Source organism: Kitasatospora sp. NPDC032150 (assembly GCF_055579945.1).
Genome location: NZ_JBVIMH010000002.1, coordinates 216,520 through 232,746, shown reverse-complemented (window position 1 = coordinate 232,746; position 16,227 = coordinate 216,520). Strand labels below are relative to the sequence as shown.

Here is a 16,227-nt window from a genome sequence, read left to right as displayed (position 1 = left end):
CCTTCCTGGGCGACATTCAAGATCTGGCCGACCCGACCGTACCGGTCCGGGCACTCACCGCAAAAGCCGGTCGCGAAAACGGCTCAGGGCCGCACCCCGCGAACCGGGGTGCGGCCCTGATTCAGCTGATCAGACGCCGAGCAGGTCGACGACGAAGATCAGGGTCGAACCCGCCGGGATGAGCGGGCTCGGCGACTGGTTGCCGTAGGCCAGGTGAGCCGGGATGACCAGCTCGCGGCGGCCGCCGACCTTCATGCCCTGGACGCCGAGGTCCCAGCCCTTGATGACGCGGCCCGCACCCAGCGGGAAGCGGAAGGTCTGGTTACGGTTCCACGAGGCGTCGAACTCCTCGCCGGTCTCGAAGGTGACACCAACGTAGTGGACCTCGACCATAGCGCCCGCCTTGGCCTCGGCGCCGTCACCGACCTTGATGTCCCGGATCTGCAGTTCGGTCGGCGCCTCGCCGCCCGGGAAGTCGATCTCCGGCTTTTCGAGCTTGCTCACAACAGACTCTTCTCGTTCGGTGCTGTACGTGAATGAGCGGCAGTCGCTCGTACGGACCCACCGTACGAGCTCCCACCGCCCACTAAGGTCAGGACCCGCGGCGGATCGCCCCGCGCGGGTCACCGGACCATTGTCGTCTAGTTGTCGGCCGCGCCGACACCCGCATCCAGGATGTCGATCACGAAGACCAGTGTCGAATTGGCCGGGATGGAGGGCATGGCCTTGTCCTTGTAGCCGAGCGAGGCCGGGATCACCAGCTCGATCCGGCTGCCGACGTTCTGGCCGATCACACCCTTGTCCCAGCCCTCGATGACGTTGCCGCCACCGGTGACGAAGCTGAACGCCTGGCCGTGGTCCAGCGAGGAGTCGAACTTCTTGCCGTCCTTGTACAGCACGCCGGTGTACTGGACCAGGACCTTCTCACCGGCCTCGATCTTGTGGCCCTTGCCCTGGATCAGCACCGCCGACTTGAGCTCGGTCGGGTCCGGCACGCCGGGCACCGGGGTGATGTCGGCGGCCTTCTTGCCGTTGTCCTTCACCTTGGGCATCCCGGCCGGCGGCTCGGCCATGTCGCCGCTCAGCGTGGCGTCCGGGGCGTTCGCCTGCCGGATGTCCAGTACGAAGACCAGGTTGTCCTTGGCGCCGACACCCATCGAGCTGTTGCCCTGGGCGCCGAACGCGGCGGCCGGCGGGGCCACCACCAGCACCCGGCTGCCCACCTTGTGCCCGGCCACCACGCTGTCCAGCGCCGGGATCAGCTGGCCCGCACCGGCCTGGTAGAGCTGCGGCTTGCCCTTCTCGTAGGTGCCCTGGATGTCCTTGCCGGTCGTCCAGTCCTTGGCCGTGAAGTCGACCGAGACCCAGTTGCCCTTCTCGACCTTCGGGCCGTCGCCCTCGGTGAGCTGCTTGGCCACGAAGCTGCCGTCGGCCGCCTCCGTGGGCAGGTCGATGGTGGCCTTCTTGCCGAAGTCGCCCGAGACGGTCGGCAGCACCTTGGCGCTGTCCTTGATCGGCGGGACGGGGTCGGTCGTCGGCGCGGCGGAGGTGGGCGTGGAGTCGGCCGCCTTGGAGCTGCTGGACGAGCCCGACTTGTCGGTCAGGTACAGCGTCACACCACTGCCGACCAGCAGCACCGCGAGCACCGTGCCGAGGATCACCCCGAGCTTGCCGGCCGAGCCCGGGTTCTCGTCGTACCCGGACTCGTCGATCTCCTTCTTGCGCACGGTGGAGGCGAACACCTGCGGCGCCTGCTCACCCTGCCCCCCGCCCGGGGCCTGCCGTGGCGCGTCCTGGCCCCAGCCCGCCTGCTGCGCCAGGACCGACGGCGGCACCACGATCGACTCACCGTTGCCCGGCAGCGGTCCACCGGGCCGCGAGGCGGTCGGGTCGCCGGCCGCACCGCCGCTCGCCGTGCCCGTGCCCTGGCCCGAAGTGTTCTCAGTCATGACTCCCCGTCCATCCCAGCGCCGCCCCCTCACCAGGGCCTGACGACTCACACCACATGCGGAAGGGCAGCAGTATGTCAGGTGACCATGAGGTCGGGTGGTTCCGCTGCCCACTCCCGTCGAGGCTACGGCCATCGGGTTGACGGGCCCAGTGCGGTCTAGACCGCCTCCAGGATGTCGATCACGAAGACCAGCGTCGAGTTCGGCGGCACCGCGGCCTGCGACTGGCTCTGGTAGCCGAGCGCCGGGGGCACCACCAGCAGCACCCGGCTGCCCACCGCCTGCCCGACCAGGCCCTGGTCCCAGCCCTTGATCAGACTCCCGGTGCCCACCTGCAGCGCCTGGGCACCGCCGTGGCTCCACGAGGAGTCGAACTGCTGGCCGTTGCTCCACAGCACCCCGGTGTACTGGACCACGATGGTCTGCCCGGCCTGGACCTGCTTGCCGTCGCCCTTGACCAGGACGGCCTTCTGCAGATCGGCCGGCGGCGCCTGGCCGGCCGGCACCGTGATCGTCGGCGCGGCCTTCCCGTTGTCCTTGACCTGTGGCATGCCGGCCGGCGGCTCGGTGATCGCCCCGGTGATGGTGGAGTCCTGCGGGACCGCCTGCATGACGTCCAGCACGAAGACCACCGTGTCCCCGGCGTTCACCCCGAGCGTCGGGTTGCCCTTGGCCCCGAACCCCGCCGCCGGCGGGGCCACCACCAGGACCCGGCTGCCCACCTTGTGCCCGAGCACCCCCTGGTCGAAGGCCGGCACCAGCTGGCCGCTGGCGGCCTGGAACAGCTGCGGCTTCTGGTTGGCGTCGTAGGAGCTGCCGACGTCCTTGCCGGAGGTCCAGTCCTTGGCGGTGTAGTTGATCGTCACCCAGTCGCCCTTGGCGACCGTCGCGCCCTCGCCCTCGCTCAGCGTGTTCACCACGAACTGCCCGCTCGGCTGGCCCGGCGGGATGGTGATGTTCGCCTTGCTCCCGAAGTCCCCGGCCACCGTCGGCATCGGGGAGGCGGAGGCGACCGGGCTCGGCACCGGGGTCACCGAGGCCGAGGCACTGGGCGAGGCCCCCGACGAGGAGGTCCCACCGCTGCAGGCGGCGAGCAGCGCAAGGGGAAGGACTACCAGCAAACCGGCGATTCGACGCATAACGGTCAGACTATGGCCCGATCCGTCCGGCACCGCGCAGACACAGCGCACTGACTCGGGGATGGCGATCGGACCGGCCGTCCGGTCGCCACCCTGATCCGCCATCAGCAGGCCGCGGCTCACATCCCCGCGATCAGCTTCTCCACCCGCTCGTCCACCGACCGGAACGGGTCCTTGCACAGGACCGTGCGCTGCGCCTGGTCGTTCAGCTTCAGGTGCACCCAGTCCACCGTGAAGTCCCGGCGCTGCTCCTGCGCCCGCCGGATGAAGTCGCCGCGCAGGCGGGCCCGGGTGGTCTGCGGCGGCACCGACTTGGCCTCGAAGGTCTTCAGGTCGTTGGTGACCCGCTGCGCCTGCCCCTTGTTCTGGAGCAGGTAGAACAGGCCGCGCCGGCGGTGGATGTCGTGGTACGCCAGATCGATCTGGGCCACCCTCGGGTGGGACATGGTCATCTGGTGCTTCTCGCGGTAGCGCTCGATGAGCTTGTACTTCATGATCCAGTCGATCTCGGTGGAGACCCTGGCCAGGTCCTCGGTGCGCACCGCCTCCAGGGTCCGGCCCCACAGGTCCAGCACCCGGGCCACCGTGCCGGTGTTGATGCCCTTGCGGTCGGCGAAGTCCAGCGCCTTGGTGAAGTACTCCTCCTGGATGTCCAGCGCGCTGGCCTCCCGGCCGTTGGCGAGCCGGACCTGGTGGGTGCCGGTGAGGTCGTGGCTGACCTCGCGGATCGCCCGGATCGGGTTCTCCAGGGTCAGATCGCGCATCACCACCCCGGCCTCGATCAGGCGCAGCACCAGATCGGTGGCGCCGACCTTGAGCAGGGTGGTGGTCTCCGACATGTTGGAGTCGCCGACGATGACGTGCAGGCGGCGGTAGCGCTCGGCGTCGGCGTGCGGCTCGTCGCGGGTGTTGATGATCGGACGGGACCGGGTGGTCGCCGAGCTGACGCCCTCCCAGATGTGCTCGGCCCGCTGGCTGACGCAGAACACCGCACCGCGCGGGGTCTGCAGTACCTTGCCCGCGCCGCACACCAGCTGGCGGGTGACCAGGAACGGGATCAGGATGTCGGCCAGCCGGGAGAACTCGCCGTGCCGGGCCACCAGGTAGTTCTCGTGGCAGCCGTAGGAGTTGCCGGCCGAGTCGGTGTTGTTCTTGAAGAGGTAGACGTCCCCGGCGATGCCCTCCTCGTGCAGCCGCCGCTCGGCGTCCACGAGGAGACCTTCGAGGATGCGTTCGCCCGCCTTGTCATGGGTGACCAGCTCGACGACGTCGTCGCACTCGGGTGTGGCGTACTCGGGATGCGATCCCACGTCGAGGTAGAGGCGGGCGCCGTTGCGCAGGAAGACGTTGCTGCTGCGGCCCCAGGAGACTACGCGGCGGAAGAGGTACCTGGCCACCTCGTCCGGAGACAGTCGTCGTTGTCCCCGGAACGTACACGTGACACCGTACTCGTTCTCCAGCCCGAAAATTCGGCGGTCCATGAGGCATCTTTTCTCTTCCGGGAGCCATCCGAAACCCTTGCGGGACAGGGGGCGTCCCCGGCCGGAGGCCGGGGACGGCGATCCGACCACGAGGAGCCTTCAACTGGCCGCAGGCACACGGGAGTCCCGCACGGCCGTCGGACCGCACGGGACTCCCGCTGCCGGATCACTCCGCCGTTTCGCCGGCGGCGTCCTCCTCCATGGCGGCGCTCTCGTCGCCGTTCAGCAGCCGGCTGAGCTGGCCGCCGAGGATGCGCTTGAACTTGCGCTTCTGGAAGCGCTGGCGGTCGAGCACGGCGACCTCCAGCTGCTCGGTGGTGAGGGTGCGCGGGGTGCCCCCGTTGGGGTCCCTGGCGAGGCCCTCGACGGCCACCTTGAGGGCCTCGGCGAGGGTCATCCCGGTGCGGTGGCGCTGGCCGATGTAGTTGCCGATGGAGTCGGCGTTGCCGCCGACCACCACGGAGTTCTTCTCGTCGACCACCGAGCCGTCCGGGGTGAGCCGGTAGATCTGGTCCTCGTCGGCGGTGCGGCCGACCTCCGCGACGATCAGCTCGACCTCGTAGGGCTTCTCGCCCACCGAGGAGAAGATGGTGCCCAGCGTCTGGGCGTAGACGTTGGCCAGACCGCGCGCGGTGACGTCGGCCCGGTCGTAGGAGTAGCCGCGCAGGTCGGCGTAGCGGACGCCGCCGATGCGCAGGTTCTCGAACTCGTTGTAGCGGCCGACCGCGGCGAAGGCGATCTGGTCGTAGATCTCGGAGACCTTGTGCAGGGCCCGGGAGGTGTTCTCGGCGACGAAGAGGATGCCGTCGGCGTAAGTGAGCACGACCACGCTGCGGCCGCGCGCGATGCCCTTGCGGGCGTACTCCGCGCGGTCCGCCATGGCCTGCTGGGGGGAGACGTAGAACGGCGTTGACACCGGCGGTCGTCCCTTCTCGGTGTGTGCCCCTCCGGCCCGTGGCGGACCGGAGGGAGGGTTCGGCGGACTAGAGGAGCGGGGCCTGCGGGCCGTTGGGGTGCTCCAGGCGCTGGTCGGTGATGGAGACCGCGATCTCGGCGACCTCCTCCTCGGACAGCCTGCGGAAGCCGCCCTCGGTGATCAGCGAGACGATCGGGAAGATCTTGCGGGCGAGGTCGGGGCCACCGGTCGCGGAGTCGTCGTCGGCCGCGTCGTACAGCGCCTGGACCACCAGGATGGCGGCCTGATCGGCCGTCATTCCGTCGCGGTAGAGCTTCTTCATCGAGCCGCGGGCGAACATCGAACCCGAGCCCGTGGCGGCGAACCCGCGCTCCTCGGAGCGGCCGCCGGTGACGTCGTAGCTGAAGATCCGGCCCCGGCCGAGGTCGAGGTCGTAGCCGGCGAACATCGGGACCACGGCCAGGCCCTGCATGGCCATCCCGAGGTTGCCCCGGATCATCGTGGTGAGGCGGTTGGCCTTGCCCTCCAGGGACAGGCCGGTGCCCTCGATCTTCTCGTAGTGCTCCAGCTCCAGCTGGAACAGCCGGACCATCTCCACCGCGAGGCCCGCGGTGCCGGCGATGCCGACCGCGCTGTACTCGTCCGCCGGGAAGACCTTCTCGATGTCCCGCTGCGCGATCACGTTGCCCATGGTGGCCCGGCGGTCGCCGGCGATCACCACACCGCCCTCGAAGACCGCGGCGACGATGGTGGTGCCGTGCGGCGCTTCCACGATGCCCTCGGGCAGGTTTCGGCGCCCGGGGAGCAGTTCGGGCTGGTGCTGTGCCAGGAAGTCGAGGAACGACGAGGACCCGGGGGTGAGGAAGGCGGCCGGTAGACGCCCGGTGCCACCACTGTTGGCTTCCACTCGATTCCTTCCAAGTAGATCGTTTCGGATGCCCCGGACCTTACCCGTTCCGTGGCGCCGAACCACATCCCGGGTGCGTCCGATTATCAGCGCATTCGCGCGCAACGGGCCTCGGTGGCCCATTACGCGCGAATGCGGACTCTCTCAGGTAAACCGCGTCAGGCCCGCCATTCGACGACGGACCTTGACGTCACTGGCCACCCTTCTGGACAAACTGCCGCACGAAATCCTCGGCATTCGACTCCAGGACGTCGTCGATTTCGTCCAGAACCGCGTCGACGTCATCGCTCAGCTTTTCCTGGCGTTCCTTGAGGTCCTCGGACTGCTGCGCTTCGGCGGCCTGCTCCTCGACCTCCTCGGAGGAGCGGTTCGCCCGCTGCTGGCCGCCGCCGGTGTCCTTGCTCGCCATTTCCCTCACCCCGCTCGATTCGTCTCGCACGGCTGGTCTGTGGTGTTGCTGGTCAGACCCTATCCACCGGGTGCGGGTGCCGCGCCCGGTGCTACTTCAACGCTCCGCGCTCCCCCGGATGATTCCCATCCGGGGAGCATTCACCCGTAGTGGCCGGGAGGTCACCGGACGTCTCAGCCGCCCGCCAGCACCCGGAGCAGGTCCTCGGCGGTGCGGCAGCGGTCGAGCAGTTCCTTGACGTGGTTGCGGGTGCCCCGCAGCGGCTCCAGGGTGGGCACCCGCTGGAGCGAGTCGCGCCCCGGCAGGTCGAAGATGACCGAGTCCCAGGAGGCCGCCGCCACGTGCTCGGCGTACTGCTCCAGACACCGGCCGCGGAAGTACGCCCGGGTGTCCTCCGGCGGCTTGGTGACGGCCTCGGCGATCTCCTCGTCGGTCAGCAGCCGCTCGAACCGGCCGCGGGCCACCAGGCGGTTGTAGAGGCCCTTGTCGGGGCGCACGTCGCTGTACTGGAGGTCGACCAGGTGCAGCCGGGGACTGTCCCAGTCCAGGCCGTCCCGCTGGCGATAGCCCTCCAGCAGCTCCTTCTTGGCGATCCAGTCGAGCTGCCGCGACAGGCTCATCGGATCGCGCTCCAGGCGGCCCAGCACGTCCTCCCAGCGGGCCAGGACGTCCTTGGTCTGCTCGTCGACGTCCTGGCCGTAGCGGTCCTCGACGTACTTCCGGGCCAGCTCGCAGTACTCCATCTGGAGCTGGACCGCGGTGAGCTTCCGGCCGCTGCGCAGCGTGATCAGGTGGGTCAGCGAGGGGTCGTGGGAGACCCGGTGCAGGGTGCGGACCGGCTGGTCGACCGCAAGGTCGACGGCGATGAAGGCATCCTCGATCATCGCCAGCACCAGCGAGGTGGTGCCCAGCTTGAGGTAGGTGGAGATCTCGGAGAGGTTGGCGTCCCCGATGATCACGTGCAGCCGGCGGTACTTCTCCGCGTCGGCGTGTGGTTCGTCCCTGGTGTTGATGATCGGACGCTTGAGGGTGGTCTCCAGGCCGACCTCCACCTCGAAGTAGTCCGCCCGCTGGGTGATCTGGAAGCCGTCGGCCGAGCCGTCCTGGCCCAGGCCCACCCGGCCGGAGCCGCTGATCACCTGGCGGGAGACGAAGAACGGGGTGAGGTGACGGACGATGTCGGCGAACGGGGTCGCCCGCTTCATCAGGTAGTTCTCGTGGGTGCCGTAGGAGGCGCCCTTGTTGTCCGTGTTGTTCTTGTACAGGTGGATCTTCTGCCCGTTGGGCAGTTCCAGGGCGCGCTGCGCGGCCGCGGCCATGATCCGTTCCCCGGCCTTGTCCCAGAGCACCGCGTCGCGCGGATTGGTCACTTCGGGTGAGCTGTACTCGGGGTGGGCGTGGTCGACGTAGAACCGCGCGCCGTTGGTGAGGATGACGTTGGCGAGGCCGATGTCCTCGTCGGTGAGCTGGCTGGCGTCCGCGACCTCCCGCGCGAGGTCGAAGCCCCGGGCGTCGCGCAGCGGATTCTCTTCCTCGAAGTCCCAGCGAGCCCGCCGCGCCCGGTGCATCGCCGCCGCGTACGCGTTGACGATCTGGGACGAGGTGAGCATGGCGTTGGCGTTGGGGTGCCCCGGCACCGAGATGCCGTACTCGGTCTCGATCCCCATCACGCGCCGTACGGTCATGCGGCCCTCCTTGCCCGGTGCCCTGCCCGGCCGGGCCTGGCACTGACGTACCGCCTACACACCACCCGCGGCGGACCCCCCGCCGATGATGGGTCGAGCCTAGTCCTGAGACGAACCGTCCGGCTGCGACCGTTCGAAGCGGTGCAGCCGGACGGTGGGTTCGAGCCGTTACAGGTACTGCCCCGTGTTGGCGACAGTGTCGATGGAGCGGCCGGACTCGGCGCCCTGCTTCCCGGTGACCAGGGTGCGGATGAAGACGATCCGCTCGCCCTTCTTTCCGGAGATCCTGGCCCAGTCGTCCGGGTTGGTGGTGTTGGGCAGGTCCTCGTTCTCCTTGAACTCGTCGACGCAGGCGGCGAGCAGGTGGGAGACGCGAAGTCCGCGCTGGCCGTTCTCGAGGAAGTCCTTGATCGCCATCTTCTTCGCCCGGTCCACGATGTTCTGGATCATGGCGCCGGAGTTGAAGTCCTTGAAGTAGAGGACTTCTTTGTCGCCGTTGGCGTAGGTGACCTCCAGGAAGCGGTTCTCCTCGGTCTCCGAGTACATCCGCTCCACGACCGACTGGATCATCGCGGCCACCGTCGCCGGGACCGAGTCGTCGTGCTCCCTGAGGTCGTCCGGGTGGAACGGCAGCGAGTCCTTGAGGTACTTGGAGAAGATGTCCTTGGCCGCCTCGGCGTCCGGACGCTCGATCTTGATCTTCACGTCCAGTCGTCCCGGTCGCAGGATGGCCGGGTCGATCATGTCCTCCCGGTTGGAGGCGCCGATCACGATGACGTTCTCCAGGCCCTCGACACCGTCGATCTCGGCCAGCAGCTGCGGGACGATGGTGTTCTCCACGTCCGAGCTGACGCCCGAGCCGCGGGTGCGGAAGAGCGACTCCATCTCGTCGAAGAAGACGATGACGGGCGTGCCCTCGCTCGCCTTCTCCCGGGCCCGCTGGAAGACCAGGCGGATCTGCCGCTCGGTCTCGCCGACGTACTTGTTGAGCAGCTCGGGGCCCTTGATGTTGAGGAAGTAGCTCTTGCCCTGCGGGCGACCGGTGGCCTCCGCCACCTTCTTGGCCAGGGAGTTGGCCACCGCCTTGGCGATCAGCGTCTTGCCGCAGCCGGGCGGGCCGTAGAGCAGCACGCCCTTGGGCGGGCGCAGCTCGTACTCCTTGAACAGGTCGGCGTGCAGGTAGGGCAGCTCGACCGCGTCCCGGATCTGTTCGATCTGGTTGGCCAGACCGCCGATCTGCCGGTAGTCGATGTCCGGCACCTCTTCGAGGACGAGCTCCTCGACCTCGGCCTTGGGAACGACCTCGTAGACGTAGCCGGAGCGGGGCTCCAGCAGGAGGGCGTCGCCGGCCCGCAGGGTGAGCTCGTGCAGCGGCTCGGCGAGCCGGACCACCCGCTCCTCGTCGGTGTGGCCGATGACCAGGGCGCGCTCGCCGTCCTCCAGGACCTCCTTGAGGGTGACGATGTCGCCGATGCGCTCGAAGGCCATCGCGTCCACGATGTTGAGGGCCTCGTTCAGCATCACTTCCTGGCCGCGCCGCAGCTCGTCGAGCTCGACACTCGGGCTGACGTTGACACGGAGCTTGCGCCCACCGGTGAAGATGTCGGCGGTAGCGTCCTCGTTGGCGCCGAGGAAGGTGCCGAATCCGGCGGGCGGCTGGGCGAGCCGGTCGACTTCCTCCTTGAGGGCCACGATCTGGTCGCGGGCCTCGCGCAGCGTGGAAGCGAGCCGTTCGTTCTGGGCGGTTACTCCGGCCAGATTGGTCTGGAGCTCGACGATGCGTTCCTCGAGGATTCTCGAGTTGCGCGGCGAGTCGGCGAGCTTGCGACGCAGGACGGCAATCTCCTGCTCGAGGTACGAGACCTGAGCGGCCTCGTCGGAACCACGAGCGGGACGGCCGGCGCTGCGGTTGTAATCGTCATCGTGGGCTGCCACGGTCCTCACCTCCTCCGGGGGGAGCTGGACGCTTCCAGACCCTACCTGCACCCAGGGGTCCCTAAACCCCTAGATCAGAAAGATGGAACGGGCGTGTCCGATCTCCGCCCTTGCACGCTTCCCCTCTGCTAGGGAGATACCCACCGCGCACCGCCCAAAGCGGACCAGATGTATCGTCGGTCAGGTCAATATCCGATCGTGACCCATGGCGGAGCTCGGATCGGTGTACGAATGGCAGGAATGCCCCGTCAAGGGCGACCAGCGACAGAAACGGCAGGGGACATGTCGGGCACCGGCGAAGCGCTAGAGGTCTGGATCGATCAGGATCTGTGCACCGGCGACGGTATCTGCGCGCAGTACGCACCGGAGGTCTTCGAGCTGGACATCGACGGTCTCGCCTATGTGAAGGGTGAGGACGACGAACTCCGCCAACAGCCGGGCGAGAGCGCTCCGGTGCCGCTGACGCTGCTTCAGGACGTGATCGACTCCGTCCGCGACTGCCCCGGTGACTGCATCCACGTCCGCCGCACCGCCGACCGGGTCGAGGTCTACGGGCCCGACGCCGAGTAGTCGGCGCCGCCGTGGCGTCCAGCAGGCGCGATCGCGGCGGGAGTTGCACCTGGAAGCCGCCAACCGGCCGTGGCCGGTTGGCGGCTGGGCAGCGTCAGGCCTGGCTCGCGGGGGCCTTGGTCTCGGTACGGGTCCACTCGGTGCCGTGCCGGGTCCAGCTGAGGCTGAGGACCAGGTCGGGGGCGAAGCGCGGGACCTCGTCGCTGGAATAGCCCTTGGCGTGGCCCGTTATGGTGCCGTCACTGCGCACCTTGAGGGCGGTGACGGTGAGCCGGTCCGCCTCGGTGAGCAGGCTCGCCCGGACGGTCGGGCGGCCGTCGGGGCCCGCCGTGAGCAGGAAGACGGCATCGCTCGGGGTGCCGTTCGGTGCCGCACAGTGGGCGGCGGCCACCGTGCTCGGCACGCCGTTCAACCTGGCGCCGAAGCTCAGCGCGATGGTGACCGGGAACGGGCCGCAGTCCAGCGGCAGTTGGGCCTTGGCCGGATCCGGTGCCGCGGCCGCCGCCAGCGCCTCGGCCGACTGGCCGGCCGGGCTCGGGGTCGGCCGACCCTGGGCCGGGGTGGCGACCAGTGTGCCGCCCACGACGACGGCGCAGGCCACGGCCACCAGCGCCCAATGCCGGGGCCTGGCCTGCGCGTTCTGGTCGAACTGATTCTTCGCCGGGATCTGGTGCACCGTCTCGTCCGCTTCCTGCACCGGGCAGTCCCCTCCACGGTGGTGGTGTGAGGCAGCATCGTCCCACATCCGGCGCACTCCGTCGCAATCGGGGAAGCGCGAGGGGCACGAGGGGCGCGGGGGCGCGGGGAACCGCGCGTTACGGAGGACGACCCGGTTCAGCCGGGACAGACGAGCAAGGTGCACCCCCGGCCTCTCGGCGGGTGGTGCACCTTGCTTTCCGGTGGAAAAGCACCGGACCGTTTTCTTCCGATTTCGCGCGGTTTCCCGCGCCCCTGGAAAACTCCTCCGCGCCCCTGTCGGAGCACTTCTCAGCCGAGATCGGGCTCCTCGGCCGCGTTGCGGGTGGCTCGGCGGGCGGCGGCACGTTCCTGCAGGGTCGGCTCCGGGGACCCGCTGTCGTAGTCCTCGCCGTAGGCGCCCTTGGCCGGGCGGCGGCGGCGTAGCGGCGGCTCGACGCCGTCCGCGAGCCGGCGAGCGGTGAGCAGGAAGCCGGTGTGGCCGATCATCCGGTGGTCCGGGCGGACGGCCAGGCCCTCCAGGTGCCAGGTGCGGACCATGGTCTCCCAGGCCTGCGGCTCGGTGAAGGTGCCGTGTTCGCGCAGTGCCTCGACGGTCTTGGACATCTGCGTGGTAGTGGCCACGTAGCAGCAGATCAGACCGCCGGGGACGAGCGCCTTGGAGGCGACGTCCAGGCACTCCCAGGGGGCGAGCATGTCGAGGATGACCCGGTCGACGTCGGTCTCCACCAGGCTGTCCTGGAGGTCGCCGACGGTCAGCTTCCAGGCCGGGTGCGGCCCGCCGAAGTAGCGCTCGACGTTGCCGCGCGCGATGTCGGCGAAGTCCTGGCGGCGCTCGTAGGAGGCGAGCATGCCGGTGTCGCCGACCGCGCGCAGCAGGTACGTGGAGAGCGCGCCGGAGCCGACGCCGGCCTCGACCACGCGGGCTCCCGCGAAGATGTCGGCCATCGCCAGGATCTGCCCCGCGTCCTTGGGGTAGATCACGGCGGCGCCGCGCGGCATGGACAGGACGTAGTCGGGGAGCAGGGGGCGCAGCGCGAGGTACGGGACGTTGCCCGTGGTGCGCACGACAGTGCCCTCGGGGGCGCCGATCAGCTCGTCGTGGGGGAACGCACCCTTGTGGGTGTGGAACTGGTTCCCGGCCTGGAGCGTGAACGTGTAGTGGCGACCCTTGGGGTCGGTCAGCTGAACCTGGTCCCCGACCTGGAAGGGCCCGCGTCGGCGGGTGGCACCGGTCGGTTCGGACATGCGGACAATCCTAAGGGAATCGGAACGCTCCGCCGACCACGTGATCGTCCGCCGTCCTCGGGAGCGCTCCCGGCTGTCGGTTCAGGGAGAGAGCGGCCGCCCCGCGACGGCGGCGGTGAGGCGGCGTTCGATGTCGGCGAGGGCGAGCACCCCGTACGGGCTGCCGTCCGGGCGGACCACCAGGTACTCGCTGGCGGGGGTGCGGCGCAGCGCGGCCAGCAGCTCCTCGCCGGTCAGGTCCAGGCTCAGGCACAGGCCGGGCTCCAGGGTGCGGGCGAGCGGGCCGACCGCGACCCAGGGGCGGCGGTGCTCCGGGACGGCCTGCACCGCGGACTCCTTGACCAGTGCGGTGGGCTCGCCCCGGCCGTCCACCACCACGACCGCGCCGGCCTCGACCTCCCGGGCCCGGCGCAGCGCCTCGCCCAGCGGGGTGTCGGCGGCGACCTCGACCGCGCGGCGGGCCAGCTCGCTGACCCGCAGTCCCGGCAGCACCTCCTTGAGCCGGGCGTTGCGGAGGGCACCGCTGGCACCGTTCCAGATGATCACCGCGAGGAGGGCGGAGAGCGCGCCGTCGATCAGGCTGTCGGTCGCGGTGCGGTCCACCCCGCGCGAGGCGGCGACCATCGGCAGGCCGAAGAGCACCAGCAGGGCGAGTCCCCGGCCGACCCAGGCGGCGGCCACCGTCCCGGCCATCGGGCGGCCGGTGATGCCCCAGACCACGGCGCGCAGCATCCGGCCGCCGTCCAGCGGCAGCCCGGGCAGCAGGTTGAAGGCGGCCACCACCAGGTTGCTCACCATCAGCCCCGCCAGCAGCACGCTGGGTACGGTGCCGGGTTCGACCGCGAGCAGGGCGAGGTAGAACACCCCGCCGAGCGCCAGCGAGAGCAGCGGTCCGACGAAGGCCAGCCAGAACTCGCGGGCCGGGGTCTCGGCCTCCTTCTCGATCTCTGAGACCCCGCCGAAGAACTGGAGCTGGATCCGGCGGACACCGAGCCGGTACCGCAGCGCGACCAGGGTGTGCGCCAACTCGTGGACCAGTACCGAGCCGTAGAAGGCGATCGCGAAGGACAGCGACACCAGGTAGCGGGCACGACCCAGTTCGGGCAGGACGGTGGACAGCTGGCTGCCGAAGATCCAGGTGATCAGCGCGGCGATGACGAACCAGGACGGCGTGACGTAGATCGGCACGCCGAAGGGACGGCCCATCCGGATCCCGCCGGGCCGCCCGGGGCCGCCGGGCGTCCCCTTCCCGTCGGTCGGCGGTTGCGCGGAGGTCTGCTGCCCCCTGATGTCACTCACCGTGGCCCCTTCGTCGGTCGTTCGAGTCCCCCCACTGTGCGCCCACGCTACGTGATCTCCGTCGGAAATCCCCGTGCGCCCCTCGCTACCAGGGTCATACCCCGCCGTCGGCGCTCCTGCTCACACAGCAAGCTTGCACCGCCCGGCGGCGCGGGGCCGCGCCCGACCGGCCGGGTGTGCGGGGCACGAGGTGCGGCGGGCGCGGCAGCGCCGGCATCCGGGCGGGAGCCCCGTGTCAGCGGCTTGGCAGCGAGATGTGAGCGCGGGGCAATAGGGTCGGGGGCATGCACCAGACCGACACCGCTCAGCTCACCGCGCCCGGCGTGCCCCGGCAGGCCGTGGCGCCGACCGGGCTGTCCCCGTCCCGGGCGGGCGACTTCATGACCTGCCCGCTGCTCTACCGGCTGCGGGTGATCGACCGCCTGCCCGAGCCGCCGAGCGCGGCGGCGACCCGGGGCACGGTGGTGCACGCGGTGCTCGAGCGCCTCTTCGACCACCCCCCGACCGAGCGGACCCCGGAGCGTGCGCTGGGTCTGCTGCGCCCGCAGTGGCAGCGGCTGCTGTCCGAGCGCCCGGAACTCGCCGGGCTGTTCCCGGACGAGGACGGCAACGCGGTGGCCCGCTGGCTGGGCGACGCGGAGAAGCTGCTGACCCAGTGGTTCCGACTGGAGGACCCGACCCGGCTGCACCCCGTGGAGCGCGAGCTGTACGTGGAGACGGTACTGGGGTCCGGTCTGCTGCTGCGCGGCTACATCGACCGGGTCGACGTGGCACCGACCGGCGAGGTCCGACTGGTGGACTACAAGACCGGCCGGGCGCCCTCGCGGGACTTCGAGGGCAAGGCCATGTTCCAGATGAAGTTCTACGCCCTGGTGGTGTGGCGCTGGAAGGGCGTCATCCCCAGGCGGCTCCAGCTGGTGTACCTGGGCGGCGGGGGCGACGTGGTCACGTACGACCCGGACGAGGCCGATCTGCTGGCGGTGGAACGGAAGTTGGAGGCGCTCTGGGAGGCGATCTCCAGCGCGGTGGCCACCGGCCGCTTCCCTGCCACCCGAAATCGACTGTGCGACTGGTGTGACCATCGGGCAAGCTGCCCGGAGTTCGGCGGCACTCCCCCGCCGTACCCCCTGCCGGTCCTGGCGGGCCCCGAGGACCCGGCCGGCCCTGGCGAGCCGGCAAGACCGAACGAGCTCAAGAGCGACGAAAGCAACAAGGAGTCGTAGGTGACGATCCGAGTCCTGCTGGTGGACGACCAGCCGCTGCTGCGCACCGGCTTCCGGATGATTCTGGAGGCCGAGTCCGACCTGGTGGTGGTCGGCGAGGCGGGGGACGGTCAGCAGGCGCTGGAGCAGGTACGGGCGCTCCAGCCCGACGTGGTGCTGATGGACATCCGGATGCCCCGGATGGACGGGGTGGAGGCCACCCGCCGGATCGCCGGCCCCGGCCGGGACGGCCCGGTCAAGGTGCTGGTGCTGACCACCTTCGACCTGGACGAGTACGTGGTCGAGGCACTGCGCGCGGGGGCCAGCGGCTTCCTGCTCAAGGACGTCCCGGCCGAGGAGCTGGTGCAGGCGATCCGGGTGGTCGCGGACGGTGCCGCGATGCTGGCCCCGAGCATCACCCGCCGGCTGCTGGACATGTACGCCACCAAGCTGCCGTCCGGCGACGAGGCGCCGCCGCAGGCGCTGACCGCGCTGACCGAGCGCGAGGTGGAGGTGCTCAAGCTGGTCGCCCGGGGACTGTCCAACGCGGAGATCGCCGGCGAGCTGTTCGTCAGCGAGACCACCGTGAAGACCCACGTCGGCCATGTGCTGACCAAGCTCCAGCTGCGTGACCGGGTCCAGGCTGCGGTGTACGCGTACGAGAGCGGCCTGGTCCGGCCCGGCACGCTCTGACCCGCCGGCGTGGGGGGGGGGGGGGGGGGGGGGGGGGGGCGGGGGGGGGGGGGGGGGGGGGGGGGGGTGTGGGGGGGTGGCACTACTCCTGCCCCCCC

General features: G+C 70.0%; 15 protein-coding genes. 3 read left to right on the top strand and 12 right to left on the bottom strand.

What is annotated here, in order from left to right; genetic code table 11:
• Positions 1-129: 129 nt before the first annotated feature.
• The 9 genes from ACZ5ON_RS03360 to arc form a co-directional block, all read right to left on the bottom strand.
• Entirely contained in the window at positions 130-504 is a 375-nt protein-coding gene (locus ACZ5ON_RS03360) for an FKBP-type peptidyl-prolyl cis-trans isomerase (RefSeq protein WP_344635492.1), read from the bottom strand.
• Positions 505-641: 137 nt separating this feature from the next.
• Positions 642-1,949 (bottom strand): FKBP-type peptidyl-prolyl cis-trans isomerase, encoded by a 1,308-nt coding sequence (locus tag ACZ5ON_RS03355; protein ID WP_465584686.1) that lies wholly within the window; start codon positions 1,947-1,949, stop codon positions 642-644.
• Positions 1,950-2,107: 158 nt separating this feature from the next.
• Positions 2,108-3,070 (bottom strand): FKBP-type peptidyl-prolyl cis-trans isomerase, encoded by a 963-nt coding sequence (locus ACZ5ON_RS03350; protein ID WP_465584683.1) that lies wholly within the window; start codon positions 3,068-3,070, stop codon positions 2,108-2,110.
• A gap of 137 nt (positions 3,071-3,207) precedes the next feature.
• The gene (gene pafA, locus ACZ5ON_RS03345) at positions 3,208-4,569 is read right to left on the bottom strand and encodes a Pup--protein ligase (protein ID WP_465584680.1); all 1,362 of its coding nucleotides are present in this window, start codon (positions 4,567-4,569) and stop codon (positions 3,208-3,210) included.
• A 166-nt stretch (positions 4,570-4,735) separates the two neighbouring features.
• Entirely contained in the window at positions 4,736-5,485 is a 750-nt protein-coding gene (prcA, locus tag ACZ5ON_RS03340; protein ID WP_465584677.1) for a proteasome subunit alpha, read from the bottom strand.
• A 67-nt stretch (positions 5,486-5,552) separates the two neighbouring features.
• A complete protein-coding gene (gene prcB, locus ACZ5ON_RS03335; RefSeq protein ID WP_465584674.1) occupies positions 5,553-6,392 on the bottom strand; it encodes a proteasome subunit beta in 840 nt (279 codons plus the stop codon).
• 190 nt (positions 6,393-6,582) lie between these two features.
• Positions 6,583-6,801 carry a ubiquitin-like protein Pup gene (locus ACZ5ON_RS03330; protein ID WP_280699658.1) on the bottom strand — a complete coding sequence of 73 codons (219 nt, stop codon included), beginning with the start codon at positions 6,799-6,801 and terminating at the stop codon, positions 6,583-6,585.
• A gap of 173 nt (positions 6,802-6,974) precedes the next feature.
• Positions 6,975-8,486: a depupylase/deamidase Dop gene (gene dop / locus ACZ5ON_RS03325; RefSeq protein WP_465584669.1), complete on the bottom strand. Its 1,512-nt coding sequence runs from the start codon at positions 8,484-8,486 to the stop codon at positions 6,975-6,977.
• 168 nt (positions 8,487-8,654) lie between these two features.
• Entirely contained in the window at positions 8,655-10,421 is a 1,767-nt protein-coding gene (gene arc / locus ACZ5ON_RS03320; RefSeq protein ID WP_465584666.1) for a proteasome ATPase, read from the bottom strand.
• A gap of 282 nt (positions 10,422-10,703) precedes the next feature.
• On the opposite strand from arc, the gene ACZ5ON_RS03315 reads away from it, so the two are divergent.
• Positions 10,704-10,991: a ferredoxin gene (locus ACZ5ON_RS03315; protein ID WP_465584663.1), complete on the top strand. Its 288-nt coding sequence runs from the start codon at positions 10,704-10,706 to the stop codon at positions 10,989-10,991.
• A 94-nt stretch (positions 10,992-11,085) separates the two neighbouring features.
• Here ACZ5ON_RS03315 and ACZ5ON_RS03310 read toward each other — a convergent pair whose 3' ends face one another.
• The 3 genes from ACZ5ON_RS03310 to ACZ5ON_RS03300 form a co-directional block, all read right to left on the bottom strand.
• Entirely contained in the window at positions 11,086-11,688 is a 603-nt protein-coding gene (locus tag ACZ5ON_RS03310; protein WP_465584660.1) for a hypothetical protein, read from the bottom strand.
• A gap of 290 nt (positions 11,689-11,978) precedes the next feature.
• Positions 11,979-12,935, bottom strand: a complete 957-nt coding sequence (locus ACZ5ON_RS03305) for a tRNA (adenine-N1)-methyltransferase (RefSeq protein WP_465584655.1) — start codon at positions 12,933-12,935, stop codon at positions 11,979-11,981.
• Positions 12,936-13,016: 81 nt separating this feature from the next.
• Positions 13,017-14,141, bottom strand: coding sequence for a site-2 protease family protein (locus ACZ5ON_RS03300; RefSeq protein WP_465585318.1), 1,125 nt, complete (start codon positions 14,139-14,141; stop codon positions 13,017-13,019).
• 377 nt (positions 14,142-14,518) lie between these two features.
• On the opposite strand from ACZ5ON_RS03300, the gene ACZ5ON_RS03295 reads away from it, so the two are divergent.
• Together ACZ5ON_RS03295 and ACZ5ON_RS03290 are read left to right on the top strand one after the other, a co-directional pair.
• A complete protein-coding gene (locus ACZ5ON_RS03295) occupies positions 14,519-15,457 on the top strand; it encodes a RecB family exonuclease (protein WP_465584650.1) in 939 nt (312 codons plus the stop codon).
• A complete protein-coding gene (locus tag ACZ5ON_RS03290) occupies positions 15,458-16,129 on the top strand; it encodes a response regulator (RefSeq protein ID WP_465584646.1) in 672 nt (223 codons plus the stop codon). It abuts the gene before it with no gap.
• The last annotated feature ends 98 nt before the right edge of the window (positions 16,130-16,227 follow it).

Excerpts from the sequence above, each read along its gene's own strand:
- ACZ5ON_RS03315 (WP_465584663.1), top strand. The coding sequence starts at position 10,704 with ATGTCGGGCACCGGCGAAGCGCTAGAGGTCTGGATCGATCAGGATCTG.
- ACZ5ON_RS03300 (WP_465585318.1), bottom strand. The coding sequence starts at position 14,141 with ATGGGCCGTCCCTTCGGCGTGCCGATCTACGTCACGCCGTCCTGGTTC.
- ACZ5ON_RS03305 (WP_465584655.1), bottom strand. The coding sequence starts at position 12,935 with ATGTCCGAACCGACCGGTGCCACCCGCCGACGCGGGCCCTTCCAGGTC.
- ACZ5ON_RS03330 (WP_280699658.1), bottom strand. The coding sequence starts at position 6,801 with ATGGCGAGCAAGGACACCGGCGGCGGCCAGCAGCGGGCGAACCGCTCC.
- ACZ5ON_RS03295 (WP_465584650.1), top strand. The coding sequence starts at position 14,519 with ATGCACCAGACCGACACCGCTCAGCTCACCGCGCCCGGCGTGCCCCGG.
- pafA (WP_465584680.1), bottom strand. The coding sequence starts at position 4,569 with ATGGACCGCCGAATTTTCGGGCTGGAGAACGAGTACGGTGTCACGTGT.
- ACZ5ON_RS03355 (WP_465584686.1), bottom strand. The coding sequence starts at position 1,949 with ATGACTGAGAACACTTCGGGCCAGGGCACGGGCACGGCGAGCGGCGGT.
- dop (WP_465584669.1), bottom strand. The coding sequence starts at position 8,486 with ATGACCGTACGGCGCGTGATGGGGATCGAGACCGAGTACGGCATCTCG.